Origin of the sequence: Buttiauxella cochleicola (assembly GCF_021283185.1) — a bacterium.
Classification (GTDB): Bacteria; Pseudomonadota; Gammaproteobacteria; order Enterobacterales; family Enterobacteriaceae; genus Buttiauxella; species Buttiauxella massiliensis.
Window position 1 is genome coordinate 89406 of the sequence record NZ_JAJSOS010000011.1, and the last position, 13443, is coordinate 102848.

The 13443-nt window shown below is 50.1% G+C and carries 15 protein-coding genes; 5 read left to right on the top strand and 10 right to left on the bottom strand.

Going from position 1 to position 13443, the window contains the following annotated elements; all coding sequences use genetic code 11:
- Positions 1-28: 28 nt before the first annotated feature.
- Positions 29-484: a terminus macrodomain insulation protein YfbV gene (yfbV, locus tag LVQ76_RS17100; RefSeq protein WP_151995308.1), complete on the bottom strand. Its 456-nt coding sequence runs from the start codon at positions 482-484 to the stop codon at positions 29-31.
- A 336-nt stretch (positions 485-820) separates the two neighbouring features.
- Here yfbV and ackA point away from each other — a divergent pair, with 336 nt between their 5' ends.
- Together ackA and pta are read left to right on the top strand one after the other, a co-directional pair.
- On the top strand, positions 821-2023 hold the full coding sequence (gene ackA / locus LVQ76_RS17105; protein WP_064512697.1) for an acetate kinase: 1203 nt from the start codon (positions 821-823) through the stop codon (positions 2021-2023).
- A gap of 132 nt (positions 2024-2155) precedes the next feature.
- A complete protein-coding gene (gene pta / locus LVQ76_RS17110) occupies positions 2156-4297 on the top strand; it encodes a phosphate acetyltransferase (RefSeq protein ID WP_151995307.1) in 2142 nt (713 codons plus the stop codon).
- A 74-nt stretch (positions 4298-4371) separates the two neighbouring features.
- Here the strand turns inward: pta and yfcD are convergent, their stop codons facing one another.
- The 3 genes from yfcD to yfcF are packed head-to-tail and all read right to left on the bottom strand — an operon-like array spanning position 4372 to position 6225.
- Positions 4372-4917 (bottom strand): NUDIX hydrolase YfcD, encoded by a 546-nt coding sequence (gene yfcD / locus LVQ76_RS17115; protein ID WP_255666872.1) that lies wholly within the window; start codon positions 4915-4917, stop codon positions 4372-4374.
- A 55-nt stretch (positions 4918-4972) separates the two neighbouring features.
- Positions 4973-5524 carry a phosphodiesterase gene (yfcE, locus tag LVQ76_RS17120; RefSeq protein ID WP_232865961.1) on the bottom strand — a complete coding sequence of 184 codons (552 nt, stop codon included), beginning with the start codon at positions 5522-5524 and terminating at the stop codon, positions 4973-4975.
- Positions 5525-5580: 56 nt separating this feature from the next.
- On the bottom strand, positions 5581-6225 hold the full coding sequence (gene yfcF, locus LVQ76_RS17125) for a glutathione transferase (RefSeq protein ID WP_232922106.1): 645 nt from the start codon (positions 6223-6225) through the stop codon (positions 5581-5583).
- 151 nt (positions 6226-6376) lie between these two features.
- Between yfcF and yfcG the strand changes: the two genes are divergently transcribed.
- The 3 genes from yfcG (at position 6377) to LVQ76_RS17140 (ending at position 8380) form a co-directional block, all read left to right on the top strand.
- Entirely contained in the window at positions 6377-7006 is a 630-nt protein-coding gene (gene yfcG, locus LVQ76_RS17130) for a GSH-dependent disulfide bond oxidoreductase (protein WP_151995304.1), read from the top strand.
- 92 nt (positions 7007-7098) lie between these two features.
- Complete coding sequence (gene folX / locus LVQ76_RS17135) at positions 7099-7464, top strand: dihydroneopterin triphosphate 2'-epimerase (protein ID WP_151995303.1); 366 nt, start codon at positions 7099-7101, stop codon at positions 7462-7464.
- Positions 7465-7486: 22 nt separating this feature from the next.
- Positions 7487-8380: a TIGR01777 family oxidoreductase gene (locus LVQ76_RS17140; protein ID WP_232922107.1), complete on the top strand. Its 894-nt coding sequence runs from the start codon at positions 7487-7489 to the stop codon at positions 8378-8380.
- 36 nt (positions 8381-8416) lie between these two features.
- Here LVQ76_RS17140 and hisP read toward each other — a convergent pair whose 3' ends face one another.
- The 6 genes from hisP to LVQ76_RS17170 all read right to left on the bottom strand — a co-directional run bounded on the left by hisP (position 8417) and on the right by LVQ76_RS17170 (position 13402).
- A complete protein-coding gene (gene hisP, locus LVQ76_RS17145; protein ID WP_151995301.1) occupies positions 8417-9190 on the bottom strand; it encodes a histidine ABC transporter ATP-binding protein HisP in 774 nt (257 codons plus the stop codon).
- 10 nt (positions 9191-9200) lie between these two features.
- Complete coding sequence (locus LVQ76_RS17150) at positions 9201-9917, bottom strand: ABC transporter permease (RefSeq protein WP_151995300.1); 717 nt, start codon at positions 9915-9917, stop codon at positions 9201-9203.
- Positions 9914-10600: a histidine ABC transporter permease HisQ gene (locus LVQ76_RS17155; protein WP_134185133.1), complete on the bottom strand. Its 687-nt coding sequence runs from the start codon at positions 10598-10600 to the stop codon at positions 9914-9916. Before LVQ76_RS17155 ends, LVQ76_RS17150 begins: the two co-directional genes overlap by 4 nt.
- Before the next feature lie 74 nt (positions 10601-10674).
- Positions 10675-11457 (bottom strand): histidine ABC transporter substrate-binding protein HisJ, encoded by a 783-nt coding sequence (gene hisJ / locus LVQ76_RS17160; protein ID WP_034458847.1) that lies wholly within the window; start codon positions 11455-11457, stop codon positions 10675-10677.
- A gap of 297 nt (positions 11458-11754) precedes the next feature.
- Positions 11755-12537, bottom strand: a complete 783-nt coding sequence (gene argT / locus LVQ76_RS17165; protein ID WP_232865955.1) for a lysine/arginine/ornithine ABC transporter substrate-binding protein ArgT — start codon at positions 12535-12537, stop codon at positions 11755-11757.
- A 295-nt stretch (positions 12538-12832) separates the two neighbouring features.
- Positions 12833-13402 carry a UbiX family flavin prenyltransferase gene (locus LVQ76_RS17170; protein ID WP_034458851.1) on the bottom strand — a complete coding sequence of 190 codons (570 nt, stop codon included), beginning with the start codon at positions 13400-13402 and terminating at the stop codon, positions 12833-12835.
- Between the last annotated feature and the right edge of the window lie 41 nt (positions 13403-13443).

The window sequence follows — 13443 nt, forward strand, 5'->3', positions numbered from 1 at the left end:
CTTCTATATATGCGTAACGGCAGGGATTTTACAAATCATCAAGAAAAGTTTTATCCAACTGCTTAAACGCACGTTTCAGTACTTCAGCGAGCGCCTGGTAATCTGGCTTGCCTTCAATCGGTGTTAGCGCCTGCCCTGCTTCCTGTAATTTGCCACGCACTTCGTAGAACCAGCTCAAAATGGTCGGCGGCAGTGGCGTAACTGAGCGCTTACCTAGCCACCATAAACCCTGCATTGGTAAGCTACAGGCGAATAATGCGGTTGCGACTGCGGGGCCAAGTTGGCCGCCAAGGGCAATCTGCCAGGTCAGCGTAAACACAGCAAGTGGGGGCATAAAGCGGATGGCAAAACGTGTGGCGCGGATAACACGATTTTCTACAAAGACTGGCGCGAGGCGTTTATCGACAGGCCAGGTCTTAGAATAGTGTTGCCCACGACTGAACATGCTAAACCAGCTGGCGTGGCTATTTAGGGGTGTCGACATGGCTTTACCTCAACTTCACATATAAAAAATAAAATTTTTGTGCAAAACAACAACTCTAAATTACATGGTTCAAAATCTTTTGTCTTTAGCTGCTGCAATCGGGTATCCTGTGCCGGCCTTGATGGCCGTAGAAGGGAAACCGCAGGTTGTCAATTTTTTGCTCAGTCAGCCGTTGCCGAAAAATCGCGCAACATGGCGTAAACTCTAGAGTATTTAATCTTCATGCCAAAAAAACGCTTCTGGCATGACGTTAATCATAAATGTCAGGCTCATCATGCGCTACGCTGAGAGACTAACTGACGTTTTTTTAGCCACATATTAATAGTAGGTACTTCCATGTCGAGTAAGTTAGTACTGGTTCTGAACTGCGGTAGCTCTTCACTGAAATTTGCAATCATTGATGCAGTAAACGGTGACGAGTACCTTTCTGGTTTAGCCGAATGTTTCCATCTTCCTGAAGCACGTATCAAGTGGAAAATGGATGGCGGTAAACAAGAAGCGGCTTTGGGTGCAGGCGCCGCTCACAGCGAAGCTCTTAACTTTATGGTTAATACCATTCTGGCACAAAAACCTGAATTGTCCGAGCAGCTGACTGCTATCGGCCACCGTGTTGTTCACGGCGGCGAGAAGTACACCAGCTCCGTCGTTATCGACGAGACCGTGATTCAGGGTATCAAAGATACTGCTTCTTTTGCACCACTGCATAACCCGGCACACCTGATAGGTATTGCTGAAGCACTGAAATCTTTCCCTAAACTGGCTGATAAAAACGTTGCTGTGTTTGACACCGCGTTCCATCAGACCATGCCAGAAGAATCTTACCTCTATGCTCTGCCGTACAACCTGTACAGAGAGCATGGCGTTCGTCGTTACGGCGCACACGGCACCAGCCACTTCTATGTGACTCAAGAAGCCGCGAAAATGCTGAACAAGCCAGTGGAAGAAGTGAACCTGATCACTTGCCACCTGGGCAACGGCGGTTCTGTTTCTGCTATCCGTAACGGCAAGTGTGTTGACACCTCTATGGGTCTGACTCCGCTGGAAGGTCTGGTAATGGGCACCCGTTCTGGTGACATCGATCCAGCTATCATCTTCCACCTGCACGATTCCCTGGGCATGAGCGTTGACGATATCAACAAAATGCTGACTAAAGAGTCTGGCCTGTTGGGTCTGACTGAAGTCACCAGCGACTGCCGTTATGTTGAAGACAACTACACCACTAAAGAAGATGCTAAACGTGCAATGGACGTGTTCTGCCATCGTCTGGCGAAATACATCGGTTCTTACACTGCACTGATGGAAGGTCGTCTGGACGGCGTTGTGTTCACTGGTGGTATCGGTGAAAACGCTGCAATGGTACGTGAGCTGTCTCTGGGCAAACTGGGTGTTCTGGGCTTTGAAGTTGACCATGAACGCAACCTGGCTGCTCGTTTCGGCAAATCAGGCTACATCAACAAAGAGGGTACCGTTCCTGCGATGGTCATTCCGACCAACGAAGAACTGGTTATCGCTCAGGATGCATCTCGCCTGACCGCTTGATTCTCCTTACCGCCAGCCTTCGCTGGCGGTGTTGTTTTCTGAGTCCTGTAAAGGGCAATACCCAAAATAATTCGAGTTGCTGCAATCCTCTGCGACCCGAAATATGCCGGGTATATACAAAGAGGTTATACCGTGTCCCGTACTATTATGTTGATCCCTACCGGAACCAGCGTCGGCCTGACCAGCGTCAGCCTTGGTGTTATCCGTGCTATGGAACAAAAAGGCGTTCGCCTTAGCGTTTTCAAACCTATCGCCCAACCGCGTACCGGTGACGATACTCCAGATCAAACCACCAGCATTGTGCGTGCTAACTCCAGCATCCCAACGGCTGAACCGCTGCACATGAATCACGTTGAGTCGCTGCTGTCCAGCAACCAACAAGACGTGCTGATGGAAGAGATCATCGCCAACTTCCACGCCAGCAGCAAAGATGCTGAAGTGGTTCTGGTTGAAGGTCTGGTTCCAACTCGTAAACATCAGTTTGCGCAATCTCTGAACTACGAAATCGCAAAAACGCTGAACGCTGAAATCGTCTTCGTTATGTCTTTGGGTAACAACTCCCCAGAGCAGATGAAAGAGCGTATTGAACTGGCTCGTAGCAGCTTCGGCGGCAGCAAAAACACCAACATCACTGGCGTTATCATTAACAAACTGAATGCCCCAGTTGATGAGCAGGGTCGTACCCGTCCTGATCTGTCCGAAATTTTTGATGACTCCACTAAAGCGAGCATCGCTAACATCGATCCTAAAGCGCTGTTCGCTGACAGCCCGCTGCCAGTTCTGGGCTGTGTGCCATGGAGCTTTGATCTGATCGCTACTCGTGCAATTGATATGGCGCGTCACCTGAACGCAACCATCATCAACGAAGGCGACATCAAAACTCGTCGCGTGAAGTCTGTGACCTTCTGTGCGCGTAGCATTCCGCACATGCTGGAACACTTCCGTCCAGGTTCTTTGCTGGTGACTTCAGCAGACCGTCCAGACGTGCTGGTTGCCGCGTGCCTGGCTGCAATGAACGGTGTAGACATCGGTGCAGTTCTGCTGACCGGCGGTTACGAAATGGACCCACGCGTCACCAAACTGTGTGAGCGTGCATTCGCTACCGGCCTGCCGCTGTTCATGGTTGACACTAACACCTGGCAGACTTCCCTGAGCCTGCAAAGCTTCAACCTGGAAGTCCCAACTGACGACCATCAGCGTATCGAGAAAGTGCAGGAATATGTGGCCAGCCACATCGATGCAAACTGGATCGAATCTCTGACTGCAACGTCTGAGCGTAGCCGTCGTCTGTCTCCTCCAGCCTTCCGTTACCAGCTGACTGAGCTGGCGCGTAAAGCCGGCAAACGTGTTGTTCTGCCAGAAGGTGAAGAGCCACGTACCGTGAAAGCGGCATCTATCTGTGCTGAACGTGGTATCGCAACTTGCGTACTGTTGGGTAACCCGGATGAAATCACCCGTGTTGCTGCTGCGCAAGGCGTTGAACTGAGTGCGGGTATCGAAATCGTTGACCCGGAAGTGGTTCGCGAGAGCTACGTTGCACGTCTGGTTGAGCTGCGTAAGAGCAAAGGCATGACCGAAGCCGTTGCCCGTGAGCAACTGGAAGACAACGTTGTGCTGGGTACTTTGATGCTTGAGCAAGACGAAGTTGACGGTCTGGTTTCCGGTGCTGTTCACACTACCGCGAACACCATTCGTCCACCGTTGCAGCTGATCAAAACTGCACCAGGCAGCTCTTTGGTTTCTTCTGTGTTCTTCATGCTGCTGCCAGAACAGGTTTACGTTTACGGCGACTGCGCGATCAACCCGGACCCAACTGCTGAGCAACTGGCAGAAATCGCTATTCAGTCTGCGGATTCCGCTGCTGCATTCGGTATCGACCCACGCGTTGCAATGCTGTCCTACTCCACCGGCACTTCTGGTGCAGGTAGCGACGTTGAGAAAGTACGTGAAGCTACACGTATTGCTCAAGAAAAACGTCCTGACCTGGTCATCGACGGTCCGTTGCAGTACGACGCCGCAGTTATGGCTGACGTTGCGAAATCCAAAGCGCCAAACTCACCGGTTGCGGGTCGCGCTACCGTGTTCATCTTCCCAGACCTGAACACCGGTAACACCACCTATAAAGCGGTACAGCGCTCAGCAGACCTGATCTCCATCGGGCCAATGCTGCAAGGTATGCGTAAACCAGTCAACGACCTGTCTCGTGGCGCACTGGTAGACGATATCGTTTACACCATCGCTCTGACTGCGATTCAGTCTTCTCAACAAGACTAAGTTCTTCTGAGAAGCAACAAGGCCGCTAATTTAGCGGCCTTTTTTATTGGCATGTTAAAGTAAAACTAAATGAATTACTCCGCAGCAGCCGTGTGCTGGGATTCATTTTTCGCATTGCGGGTCATCCACAACGCCAGTGCTTTAAGAGAGTCCGGCGTAAAGTCGTCACAGCGGGCTGTAATTTCTTCCGGCGACATCCAGCATACTTCGCTGACTTCTTCTTCCTGCAACGCAAACGGGCCATGAGAAACACAGCTAAACAGGCTTCCCCATACGCGGCAGTTGGTGTCCTCAAAGTAGAACTGACCATGCTCGGCAAATGGCACACCGGCAATACCCAACTCCTCTTCCGCTTCACGACGTGCTGAGTCCAGCAGTTGTTCATCAGCCTGCACTACGCCACCAGCGGTAGCATCCAGCATGCCCGGCATAAAATCTTTGGTTTCGGTACGACGCTGCACCAAAATCTTCCCCATACCATCATGCACAACGATATAAGTCGCGCGATGGCGCAAACGCTGCGCGCGCATTTGCTCGCGGCTTGCTTGCGCGATTACTTCATTGTCTTCATTGACAATATCTACCCATTCCATGCCAACAAAATGACTCTGTTCCGCCATTGGGGAAACCTTATTCAGGGCGCTCTTTGGCGCGTTATGTTCAACAAGCGGTAAGTTACGGGGTAATCTCGACCTGTGCAATAACCCCAGCGTTATTCAGTGCGTGAACGCTCAGAACACCGTCGTTTAGCATGCCATAACTCGCTTCAAAGCCGCCTTTAGGGATACTCACCGAGCCCGGATTAAAGAGATAGACCGTGTCTTGCTTCTCAGCCAGTGGAAGATGAGTATGACCAAAAACCAAAACATCGTTTTCTGCCAGTGGTGGCAATTTATCAGGGTTATACAGATGACCATGCGTCACAAATAAACGCTGGTCCTCCATCAATATTTGTTGCCAGGGTGCAGTAATCGGAAAATGAAGCAGCATCTGGTCAACTTCACTGTCGCAGTTACCACGAACCGCGATAATTCTGTCTGCAATGCTGTTGAAGCGCTCAGCAACAGCGCCAGGATTGTAGCCCACCGGTAGCGCATTTCGCGGCCCATGATTCAGCACATCACCCAGCAATATTAACCATTTAGCACCACTGCGCTCAAAATGTGCCAGCACCTGCTCTGTTGCGGGTAACGATCCGTGAATATCCGAGGCAAACATCAGCTTCATAAAGCCCTATTCCTGTTAATGGTAAGCGGAATTATCATAGCGAATTATGGGGCTAATCAGCCAGAATGCTTTGCGGAAAGTGCCAGAAAACGCTGCACCGAAGCCCGCTGCCACTGGAAGGCTGCATATTCTTCCAGCCGATCAGGGACTTCATCGCCATTGAGAATCAAACGATTAAGCATCAATGCCAGGTCGGTATCGGCAATCGACCACTCGCCAAAAATATTTTGTTGGCCGACAAGCAACAACTTTTCTACCGTCGTTATTAGTTTTTGAGCGGCTATCTGTCCTTTCTCCGTCAGCGGCGGTTTCTTCACGCCTGCGAAAATCACGTCGGTTGAACGCTCTTCACGAATTGGCATTAAATCGCTGCGGATCCAGGCCTGGATTTGTCTCGCCCGGGCGCGTTTTTCCAGATCATGCGGATAAATACGCTCCCAGGTTGGCGGAGCAAAACGCTCTTCAAGATATTCAGTAATGGCGGAGGATTCACTCAGTAGAAAATCATCGACTTCTAAAGTGGGAACGCGGCGCGTCAAATCATAGCCTTTCCAGCCAGGTTGCAGGTTTTGCCCGCTATTCAGATCAATCGTTTGCAGGTTAAAGTTCAGGCCTTTTTCTTTGAGTGCAACGTAGACAGACATCACGTACGGGCTAAAAAAATTCGCATCGGACCAAAGTGTTATTGTCGGCTGGCTCATAATATCCCCATGATTTCGTTTCCCAGGCTATTGAACATATAGCGGAAAATGGCAACTGTCACTTGAGCAAAAATCATCTACGAAGCACTTTTTTCAAAAAGTCTATACTCCATAGGTTTAAGAAAAATACTGATATCAGGATGGGAATGACATGATTGACCTCTACTACGCACCGACACCAAACGGCCACAAAATCACGCTGTTTCTGGAAGAGACGGGCCTGGACTACGCCATTCATCGTATTGATATTGGCAAAGGAGATCAGTTTCAGCCTGCCTTTTTAGCGATTTCTCCGAACAATAAAATTCCGGCGATTATCGACAACCACCCTTTGGACGGCGGCGGCCCACTGAGCTTGTTTGAATCCGGTGAAATCCTGCTGTATTTAGCAGAAAAAACCAACGAACTATTAAGCAAAGACTTGCGCGAACGCACCCACACATTGCAGTGGCTATTCTGGCAAGTGGGGGGCTTTGGCCCAATGCTTGGTCAGAATCATCACTTCAATCACTTCGCACCGCAGCCCGTACCCTATGCCATTGAGCGTTACCAGGTTGAAACCCAACGCTTGTACGGCGTTCTGAATAAGCAGCTTGAGAAAACTCCATGGCTGGGCGGTAACGAATACAGCATTGCTGATATTGCTACTTATCCGTGGACGGTTTCCCATGAGCGCCAGCGCATCAATCTGGCGCACTTCCCTGCCGTTCAAAACTGGTTTGAGCGAATCCGCTCACGCCCGGCAACCGAACGTGCTTATGAGAAAGCGCAGCAAAACTAAACCCTGCGCGCCCGACAAGGCGCGCAATTTTTTTCCTCATCTAATTTGGGTATAGTCTGCGATGGAAAATAACTACATGGAGCACACCTGCAATGTCCCCACAACCAGACGCAATTATTCGAATCAAAAATTTACGCCTGCGCACCTTCATTGGTATCAAGGAAGAAGAAATTGCCAATCGCCAGGATATAGTCATTAACGTCGCCATTCATTACCCGGCGGACAAAGCCCGCGCCAGCGAAGATATCAACGACGCGCTGAATTACCGCACTATCACTAAACAAATCATTCAGTTGGTAGAGAACCATCGCTTCTCATTATTGGAAAAATTAACTCAGGATGTGCTCGACATCGCATGCGATCATCCGTGGGTATCTTATGCTGAAGTAGAGATCGATAAACTTCACGCGCTGCGCTATGCCGACTCGGTATCAATGACCATGAGTTGGCGAAAGTAAGCGCAAACAACTGGAGACGAGCATGCAGATACTGATTACCGGAGGAACCGGCCTGATTGGCAGCCATCTGGTACCGCGCTTGCTGGAATTAGGGCACGGTGTCACGATCGTCACCAGAAACCCCGACAAAGCGCGTACGCTTTTTGACCCCAAAGTCACATTCTGGAAAGGGTTGAACGACCATCAAAATCTTGATGGGTTCGATGCGGTGATCAATCTTGCAGGTGAACCCATTGCCGACAAACGCTGGACCGAGTCGCAAAAACAGCGCTTGTGTCAAAGCCGCTGGCAAATCACCGAACGCCTGGTTGAGATGTTTAAAGCAAGCCAGACGCCGCCTGCAGTGTTTATCTCTGGTTCTGCCGCCGGATATTATGGTGACCTCGGTGAAGTGGTCGTCAACGAAGATGAACCGCCCCACAATGAATTTACCCATAAGCTGTGCGCCCGTTGGGAGCAAATTGCTTGTGGGGCACAGAGCGAGCACACGCGCGTCTGCCTGCTGCGTACCGGCGTAGTGTTAGCCCCCAAAGGCGGGATTCTGGCAAAACTGCTGCCGATATTCCGTTTAGGTCTGGGTGGGCCAATGGGTGATGGGCGGCAATATCTGGCGTGGATTCATATCGACGATATGGTGAACGGTATTTTGTGGCTGTTGGATAACGACCTACGCGGGCCATTTAACATGGTTTCACCCTATCCGGTGCGCAATGAACAGTTCTCTCATGCTCTCGGCCATGTACTGAATCGCCCGGCATTTATACGTGCACCGGCAACCGCAGTCAGGATGATGATGGGGGAATCTTCGGTGTTGGTATTGGGCGGGCAACGCGCGTTGCCAAAGCGGCTTGAAGATTCTGGGTTTGGCTTCCGTTGGTATGATCTGGAAGAGGCGCTGGGGGATGTAGTGCGTTAATATTCAAGTCCCGCCGCAACGGCGGGACTTTCAGTATTACTTCAGCGATCCCGACAAGAACTGCTGCAAACGGGCGCTTTTCGGGTTACCAAACAACTCTTCTGGTGTCCCCTCTTCTTCGATTAAACCCTGATGCAGGAAAATCACATGGTTTGAAACGTGGCGCGCAAAATCCATCTCATGCGTTACCACTACCATCGTTTTCCCTTCTTCGGCCAGTTTCTGCATGATACGCAACACTTCGCCTACCAGTTCAGGATCAAGCGCGGAGGTCGGTTCATCGAACAGCAATACTTCAGGTTCCATCGCCAGTGCACGGGCGATAGAGACACGCTGCTGCTGGCCGCCGGAAAGATGTACCGGGTACTTAATCTGCTGGCGCTCGTCAATGCCAACTTTCGCCAGATACTTCACTGCACGCTCTTTCGCTTCTTGCTTGCTCAGGCCAAGCACCTGAATCGGCGCTTCCATGACGTTTTCCAGCACCGTCATGTGGCTCCACAAGTTGAAATGCTGGAATACCATCGTCAGACGCGTGCGTAGTAAACGAAGCTGATTTTTATCGGCAACTTTTAACTGTCCGTCGGTATCACGCACCAGATTAATGTTCTGGTTATTGACAACAATCGTCCCTTCACTCGGTTTTTCGAGGAAGTTAATGCAGCGTAAAAAGGTACTTTTGCCAGAACCCGATGAGCCAATGATGCTTATCACATCGCCCGCATTGGCTTGTAGAGAGACCCCTTTCAGCACTTCATGTTGGCCGTAGCGCTTGTGCAGGTCGGTAACGCTTAATTTTTTATCAGTCATCGTTGAACACTCAATGTGTTGAGCTTGGTTTAATATGCTGCAACCAGCGTTGCTCCGCCTTGCGGAACAATCTAATCAGCACATAAGAAATGCACAGGTACAGAACCGCAGCAATCCCAAAAGCGGTAAACGGCTGGTAAGTTGCGGAGTTGATATCGCGGGCGATCTTCAGGAGATCCGGCACCGTGGCGGTAAACGCCAGTGCGGTGGAGTGCAGCATCAAAATCACTTCGTTGCTGTACGCAGGCAGTGCGATACGCAGCGCTGAAGGCAGAATAATGCAGCGATACATTTTGAATGGCGAGAAACCATATGCGCGCCCGGCTTCAATTTCACCATGCGGTACAGCACGGATAGCCCCGGCAAAGATTTCGGTGGTGTACGCACACGTATTGAGCGTCAGCGCGAGGACCGTACAGTTCAGGCCACTGCGGAAAAACTCATTGAGCAATACCGTGCCTTTCACCACTTCCAGCGTATACATGCCGGAGTAAAACACCAGCAACTGCACATACAGCGGTGTGCCACGGAAAATGTAGGTAAACAGCCAGATAGGGAACGCAATAAATTTGTTGCTGGATACGCGGCCGATGGCCAAAAACAATGCCAGAATCCCGCCCATCACCACCGATGAAATCAGCAACCACAGCGTAATGGCAACCCCGGTAAACCGATAGCCATCAGTCCACAGCAGCGCCTTCCAGTATTCGTGGAAAATATCCATCATAGCTCAGCCCTCTTCACGCCAACCGAGTAACGGCGTTCAAGCCAGAGCAGTACACCATTCGATACCGTGGTAAAGAACAGGTAAATGATCCCGGCGACAATCGCAAAGTAGAATGGCTGCCAGGTGCTTTTCCCGGCAAGCTGAGTCGCTTTCACCACATCTTCCAGACCCAACAACGAGACCAGCGCGGTGGCTTTTAAAATAACCTGCCAGTTGTTCCCAATGCCTGGTAGCGCGTAGCGCATCATGGCTGGGAAGAGAATGCGGCGGAAAGTTTGCGAACCGGTAAAACCAAAGGCGGTTGCCGCTTCAATGTGCCCTCTCGGAACAGCCATAAAAGCACCGCGGAACGTTTCGGTAAAATAGGCACCGTAGATAAAACCAAGCGTAATGATACCGGCAACCATTGGGTCGATATCAAACTGAGCAACGCCAAGCGAGTCGGTTAACACATTGAGCGCCATTTGCAGGCCATAGAAAATCAGCAGCATCAGTACCAGATCGGGCACGCCACGAATCAGCGTGGTGTAACCTTCGAACAGCATGGCTAACGGGCGATTTTTGGATAACTTAGCACCAGCTCCCGCCAGGCCAATAATAACGGCGAGGATAACGGAGCTTAGCGCCAGTTCCAGCGTGACGACAGCCCCTTTAAAAATGACTTCTGAAAAACCGTACAACATGGTGCGTATCCTGTCGTCAGTGTTTGCACAAACCTAACCTGCCCGCAGCGGGCAGGTTGAACCACTGGTGACTGTTAACCACCGTAAACATCGAAGTCGAAGTATTTCTTCGCTAACTTCTCGTAAGTTCCGTCTTTGCGCATTTCAGCAAATGCTTTGTTCAGTGCTTCGCGTAACTCGGTATCGTCTTTACGCAGACCCATACCGGTGCCAACACCAAACAGTTTGTCGTCTTTAACTGATGGCCCACCGAACTGGTAATTTGCGCCAACAGGTTGTTTCAGGAAGCCTTCGCTCGCAGCCACTTCGTCCTGGAACGCGGCGTCAATACGGCCTGCCGTCAGGTCAGCGTAAATAGAGTCCTGGCCTTGGTAAGAGACAATTTCGATGCCTTTCGGTGCCCAGTGCTCATTACCGTAGGTTTCTTGCGTAGTGCCTTGCAGCACACCGACACGCTTACCTTTCAGAGACTGAAGAGTGGGTTGAATCGGCGAACCTTTCGCGACCACTAAACGCGAGTCTGCAGCGTACAGTTTGTCGGTGAAGGCAATTTCTTGCTGGCGTTTTTCAGTAATAGAAAGCGACGACATAATCGCGTCGATTTTTTTCGCTTTCAACGAGGGGATCAACGCATCCAGTGGGTTTTCCACGAAGGTACAATTAGTTTCGATGCGTTTGCAGAGTTCTTTTGCCAAATCGATATCAAAACCGACTAGTTCCCCTTGAGCGTTTTTCGACTCAAACGGTGCGTAAGTTGGGTCAGTACCAATACGTACATTTTTAGGAATTGCGGCGAAAGCTGTGGAAACACTGGAAAATGCCAGTACCAAAGAAAGAGCGATGATCTGCTTGTTCATAATTATCCTCGAGTAGACCGTATATTTTGCGCGATTGCTTTTTAACCGGATAAAATTGCATGTTTCATGCCAATTTATGCATACCAATATAGTGTTTTTTCAAGCGGATGGCGCGCCCTGTTTCAGGAGCACTTTCACTTGAAAAGCATGTCGCACCAACAGGATGCAAGTAAAACACCATTTTGGTGCATCAGCAATAATTTGCACTAACGGAGTGCAAGTAGAATCAGGTTAGATTGCAATTCTATTCAGCCCGGCCATGAAAGCCATAACCGGGCTACAGACTACGGGATGAGGTTATTCACCGTAAACATTAAAATCGAAGTACTTTTTAGCAAATTTGTCGTAAGTACCGTCTTTACGCATTTCTGCCAGCGCTTTATCGAAGGCAGCTTTCAGCTCTACGTCGTCTTTGCGCAAGCCAATACCGGTGCCGTCACCAAAGTACTGTTTGTTTTTCACAGATGGGCCAGCAAACTGATAGCCTTTACCCGCAGGCAATTTCAGGAAGCCTTCGCTTGCAGCGGTTTCATCCTGGAATGCCGCATCAAGGCGGCCAGCAGCCAGGTCAGAATAGATCAGATCCTGGTTAGCGTAAGGCACCACATCGATACCTTTGCTACGCCATTCAGCGTTGGCATATGCTTCTTGGGTAGAGCCTTGCAACACACCGATGTGCTTGCCTTTGAGTGAATCAAGAGTTGGCTGAACCGGAGAGCCTTTAACAGCAATCAGGCGTGAATCAGCAGCATAAAGTTTGTCTGAGAAGGCAATCTCTTTCTGGCGTTTTTCAGTAATGGAAAGCGAGGAGATGATACCGTCGATTTTCTTCGCTTTTAGCGATGGGATCAGCGCATCAAAGTCGCTTCCTACCCACGTACATTTAGTATTGATGCGTTTACACAGCTCATTGCCGAGATCGATATCGAAACCAACAAAATCCCCTTTCGCGTCTTTAGATGAGAACGGTGCATATGTGGTGTCCGTACCAAGACGAATGCTCTGCGGAATGGCTGCGAAGACGCTTGCGGTGGCACTCAGGCCAAGCAGTAATGACAGAGCGAGAACTTGCTTTTTCATACATAACCCTCAGGTGGCTGATCTTATTATGTGTAACGTCGTGTTGTGTTTGTTTTGTGTTGCAGACCAGAGTTGCAGTTCCCATGCCACTTTTTCTTGCGTGAAAGAAAGTGCGCGGTTTTGTGTTAAATAAAAGTTACAACTCTGTCACGAGAATGAAAGATAGCAGGTCTGGTATGAGGGAAAAGCATTAACGGTGGAAAATAGCGGATAAATGTTCTGGAAGTGATCGGGGTTACAAAATCGCCCCAATTTGAGGCGAAGCGTTTTGTGATGCACCACACTGGCGCAATATTTATGCCCCGTTCCAGCGGGTGAATAAGTCCTGTGGTAGCTCAATATCAAACTGATCGAGTACCCGGTTGACCGTCTGGTCGATAATGTCCTGCACGCTTTGCGGACGATGATAAAACGCCGGCATTGGCGGCATAATCACCGCACCTAGTTCGGCGGCCTGGGTCATTAAACGCAAATGGCCAAGATGCAGCGGCGTTTCGCGCACGCAAAGCACTAGCGGACGACGCTCTTTTAGCACTACATCTGCCGCACGCGTCAGCAGGCCATCGGTATAGCTGTGGACAATGCCAGAAAGGGTTTTAATTGAACAAGGCAATATCACCATGCCGTGCGTCTTAAAAGAGCCTGAAGAGAGGCTGGCGGCGATATCACGGGCGTCGTGAACCACATCAGCCAGAGCCTGAACTTCGCGCAGGGAAATATCGGTTTCTAAGGCAAGGGTCTGGCGAGCTGCGTTACTCAGAATGAGATGAGTTTCGATATCGGGTAATTGTTGCAGAACCTGAAGTAGTCGCACACCGTAGATTGCACCACTGGCACCTGAAATCCCAACAATTAACCGTTTCATATTTTAGTTCGCCCGAGGAGTTTATCTGGGCTGACTTTGCC

Bases quoted from the DNA above. Each gene is read 5' to 3' on its own strand.
- yfbV (WP_151995308.1), bottom strand. From the start codon at position 484: ATGTCGACACCCCTAAATAGCCACGCCAGCTGGTTTAGCATGTTCAGT.
- ackA (WP_064512697.1), top strand. From the start codon at position 821: ATGTCGAGTAAGTTAGTACTGGTTCTGAACTGCGGTAGCTCTTCACTG.
- yfcD (WP_255666872.1), bottom strand. From the start codon at position 4,917: ATGGCGGAACAGAGTCATTTTGTTGGCATGGAATGGGTAGATATTGTC.
- yfcE (WP_232865961.1), bottom strand. From the start codon at position 5,524: ATGAAGCTGATGTTTGCCTCGGATATTCACGGATCGTTACCCGCAACA.
- yfcF (WP_232922106.1), bottom strand. From the start codon at position 6,225: ATGAGCCAGCCGACAATAACACTTTGGTCCGATGCGAATTTTTTTAGC.
- yfcG (WP_151995304.1), top strand. From the start codon at position 6,377: ATGATTGACCTCTACTACGCACCGACACCAAACGGCCACAAAATCACG.
- folX (WP_151995303.1), top strand. From the start codon at position 7,099: ATGTCCCCACAACCAGACGCAATTATTCGAATCAAAAATTTACGCCTG.
- LVQ76_RS17140 (WP_232922107.1), top strand. From the start codon at position 7,487: ATGCAGATACTGATTACCGGAGGAACCGGCCTGATTGGCAGCCATCTG.
- hisP (WP_151995301.1), bottom strand. From the start codon at position 9,190: ATGACTGATAAAAAATTAAGCGTTACCGACCTGCACAAGCGCTACGGC.
- LVQ76_RS17150 (WP_151995300.1), bottom strand. From the start codon at position 9,917: ATGATGGATATTTTCCACGAATACTGGAAGGCGCTGCTGTGGACTGAT.
- LVQ76_RS17155 (WP_134185133.1), bottom strand. From the start codon at position 10,600: ATGTTGTACGGTTTTTCAGAAGTCATTTTTAAAGGGGCTGTCGTCACG.
- hisJ (WP_034458847.1), bottom strand. From the start codon at position 11,457: ATGAACAAGCAGATCATCGCTCTTTCTTTGGTACTGGCATTTTCCAGT.
- argT (WP_232865955.1), bottom strand. From the start codon at position 12,537: ATGAAAAAGCAAGTTCTCGCTCTGTCATTACTGCTTGGCCTGAGTGCC.
- LVQ76_RS17170 (WP_034458851.1), bottom strand. From the start codon at position 13,402: ATGAAACGGTTAATTGTTGGGATTTCAGGTGCCAGTGGTGCAATCTAC.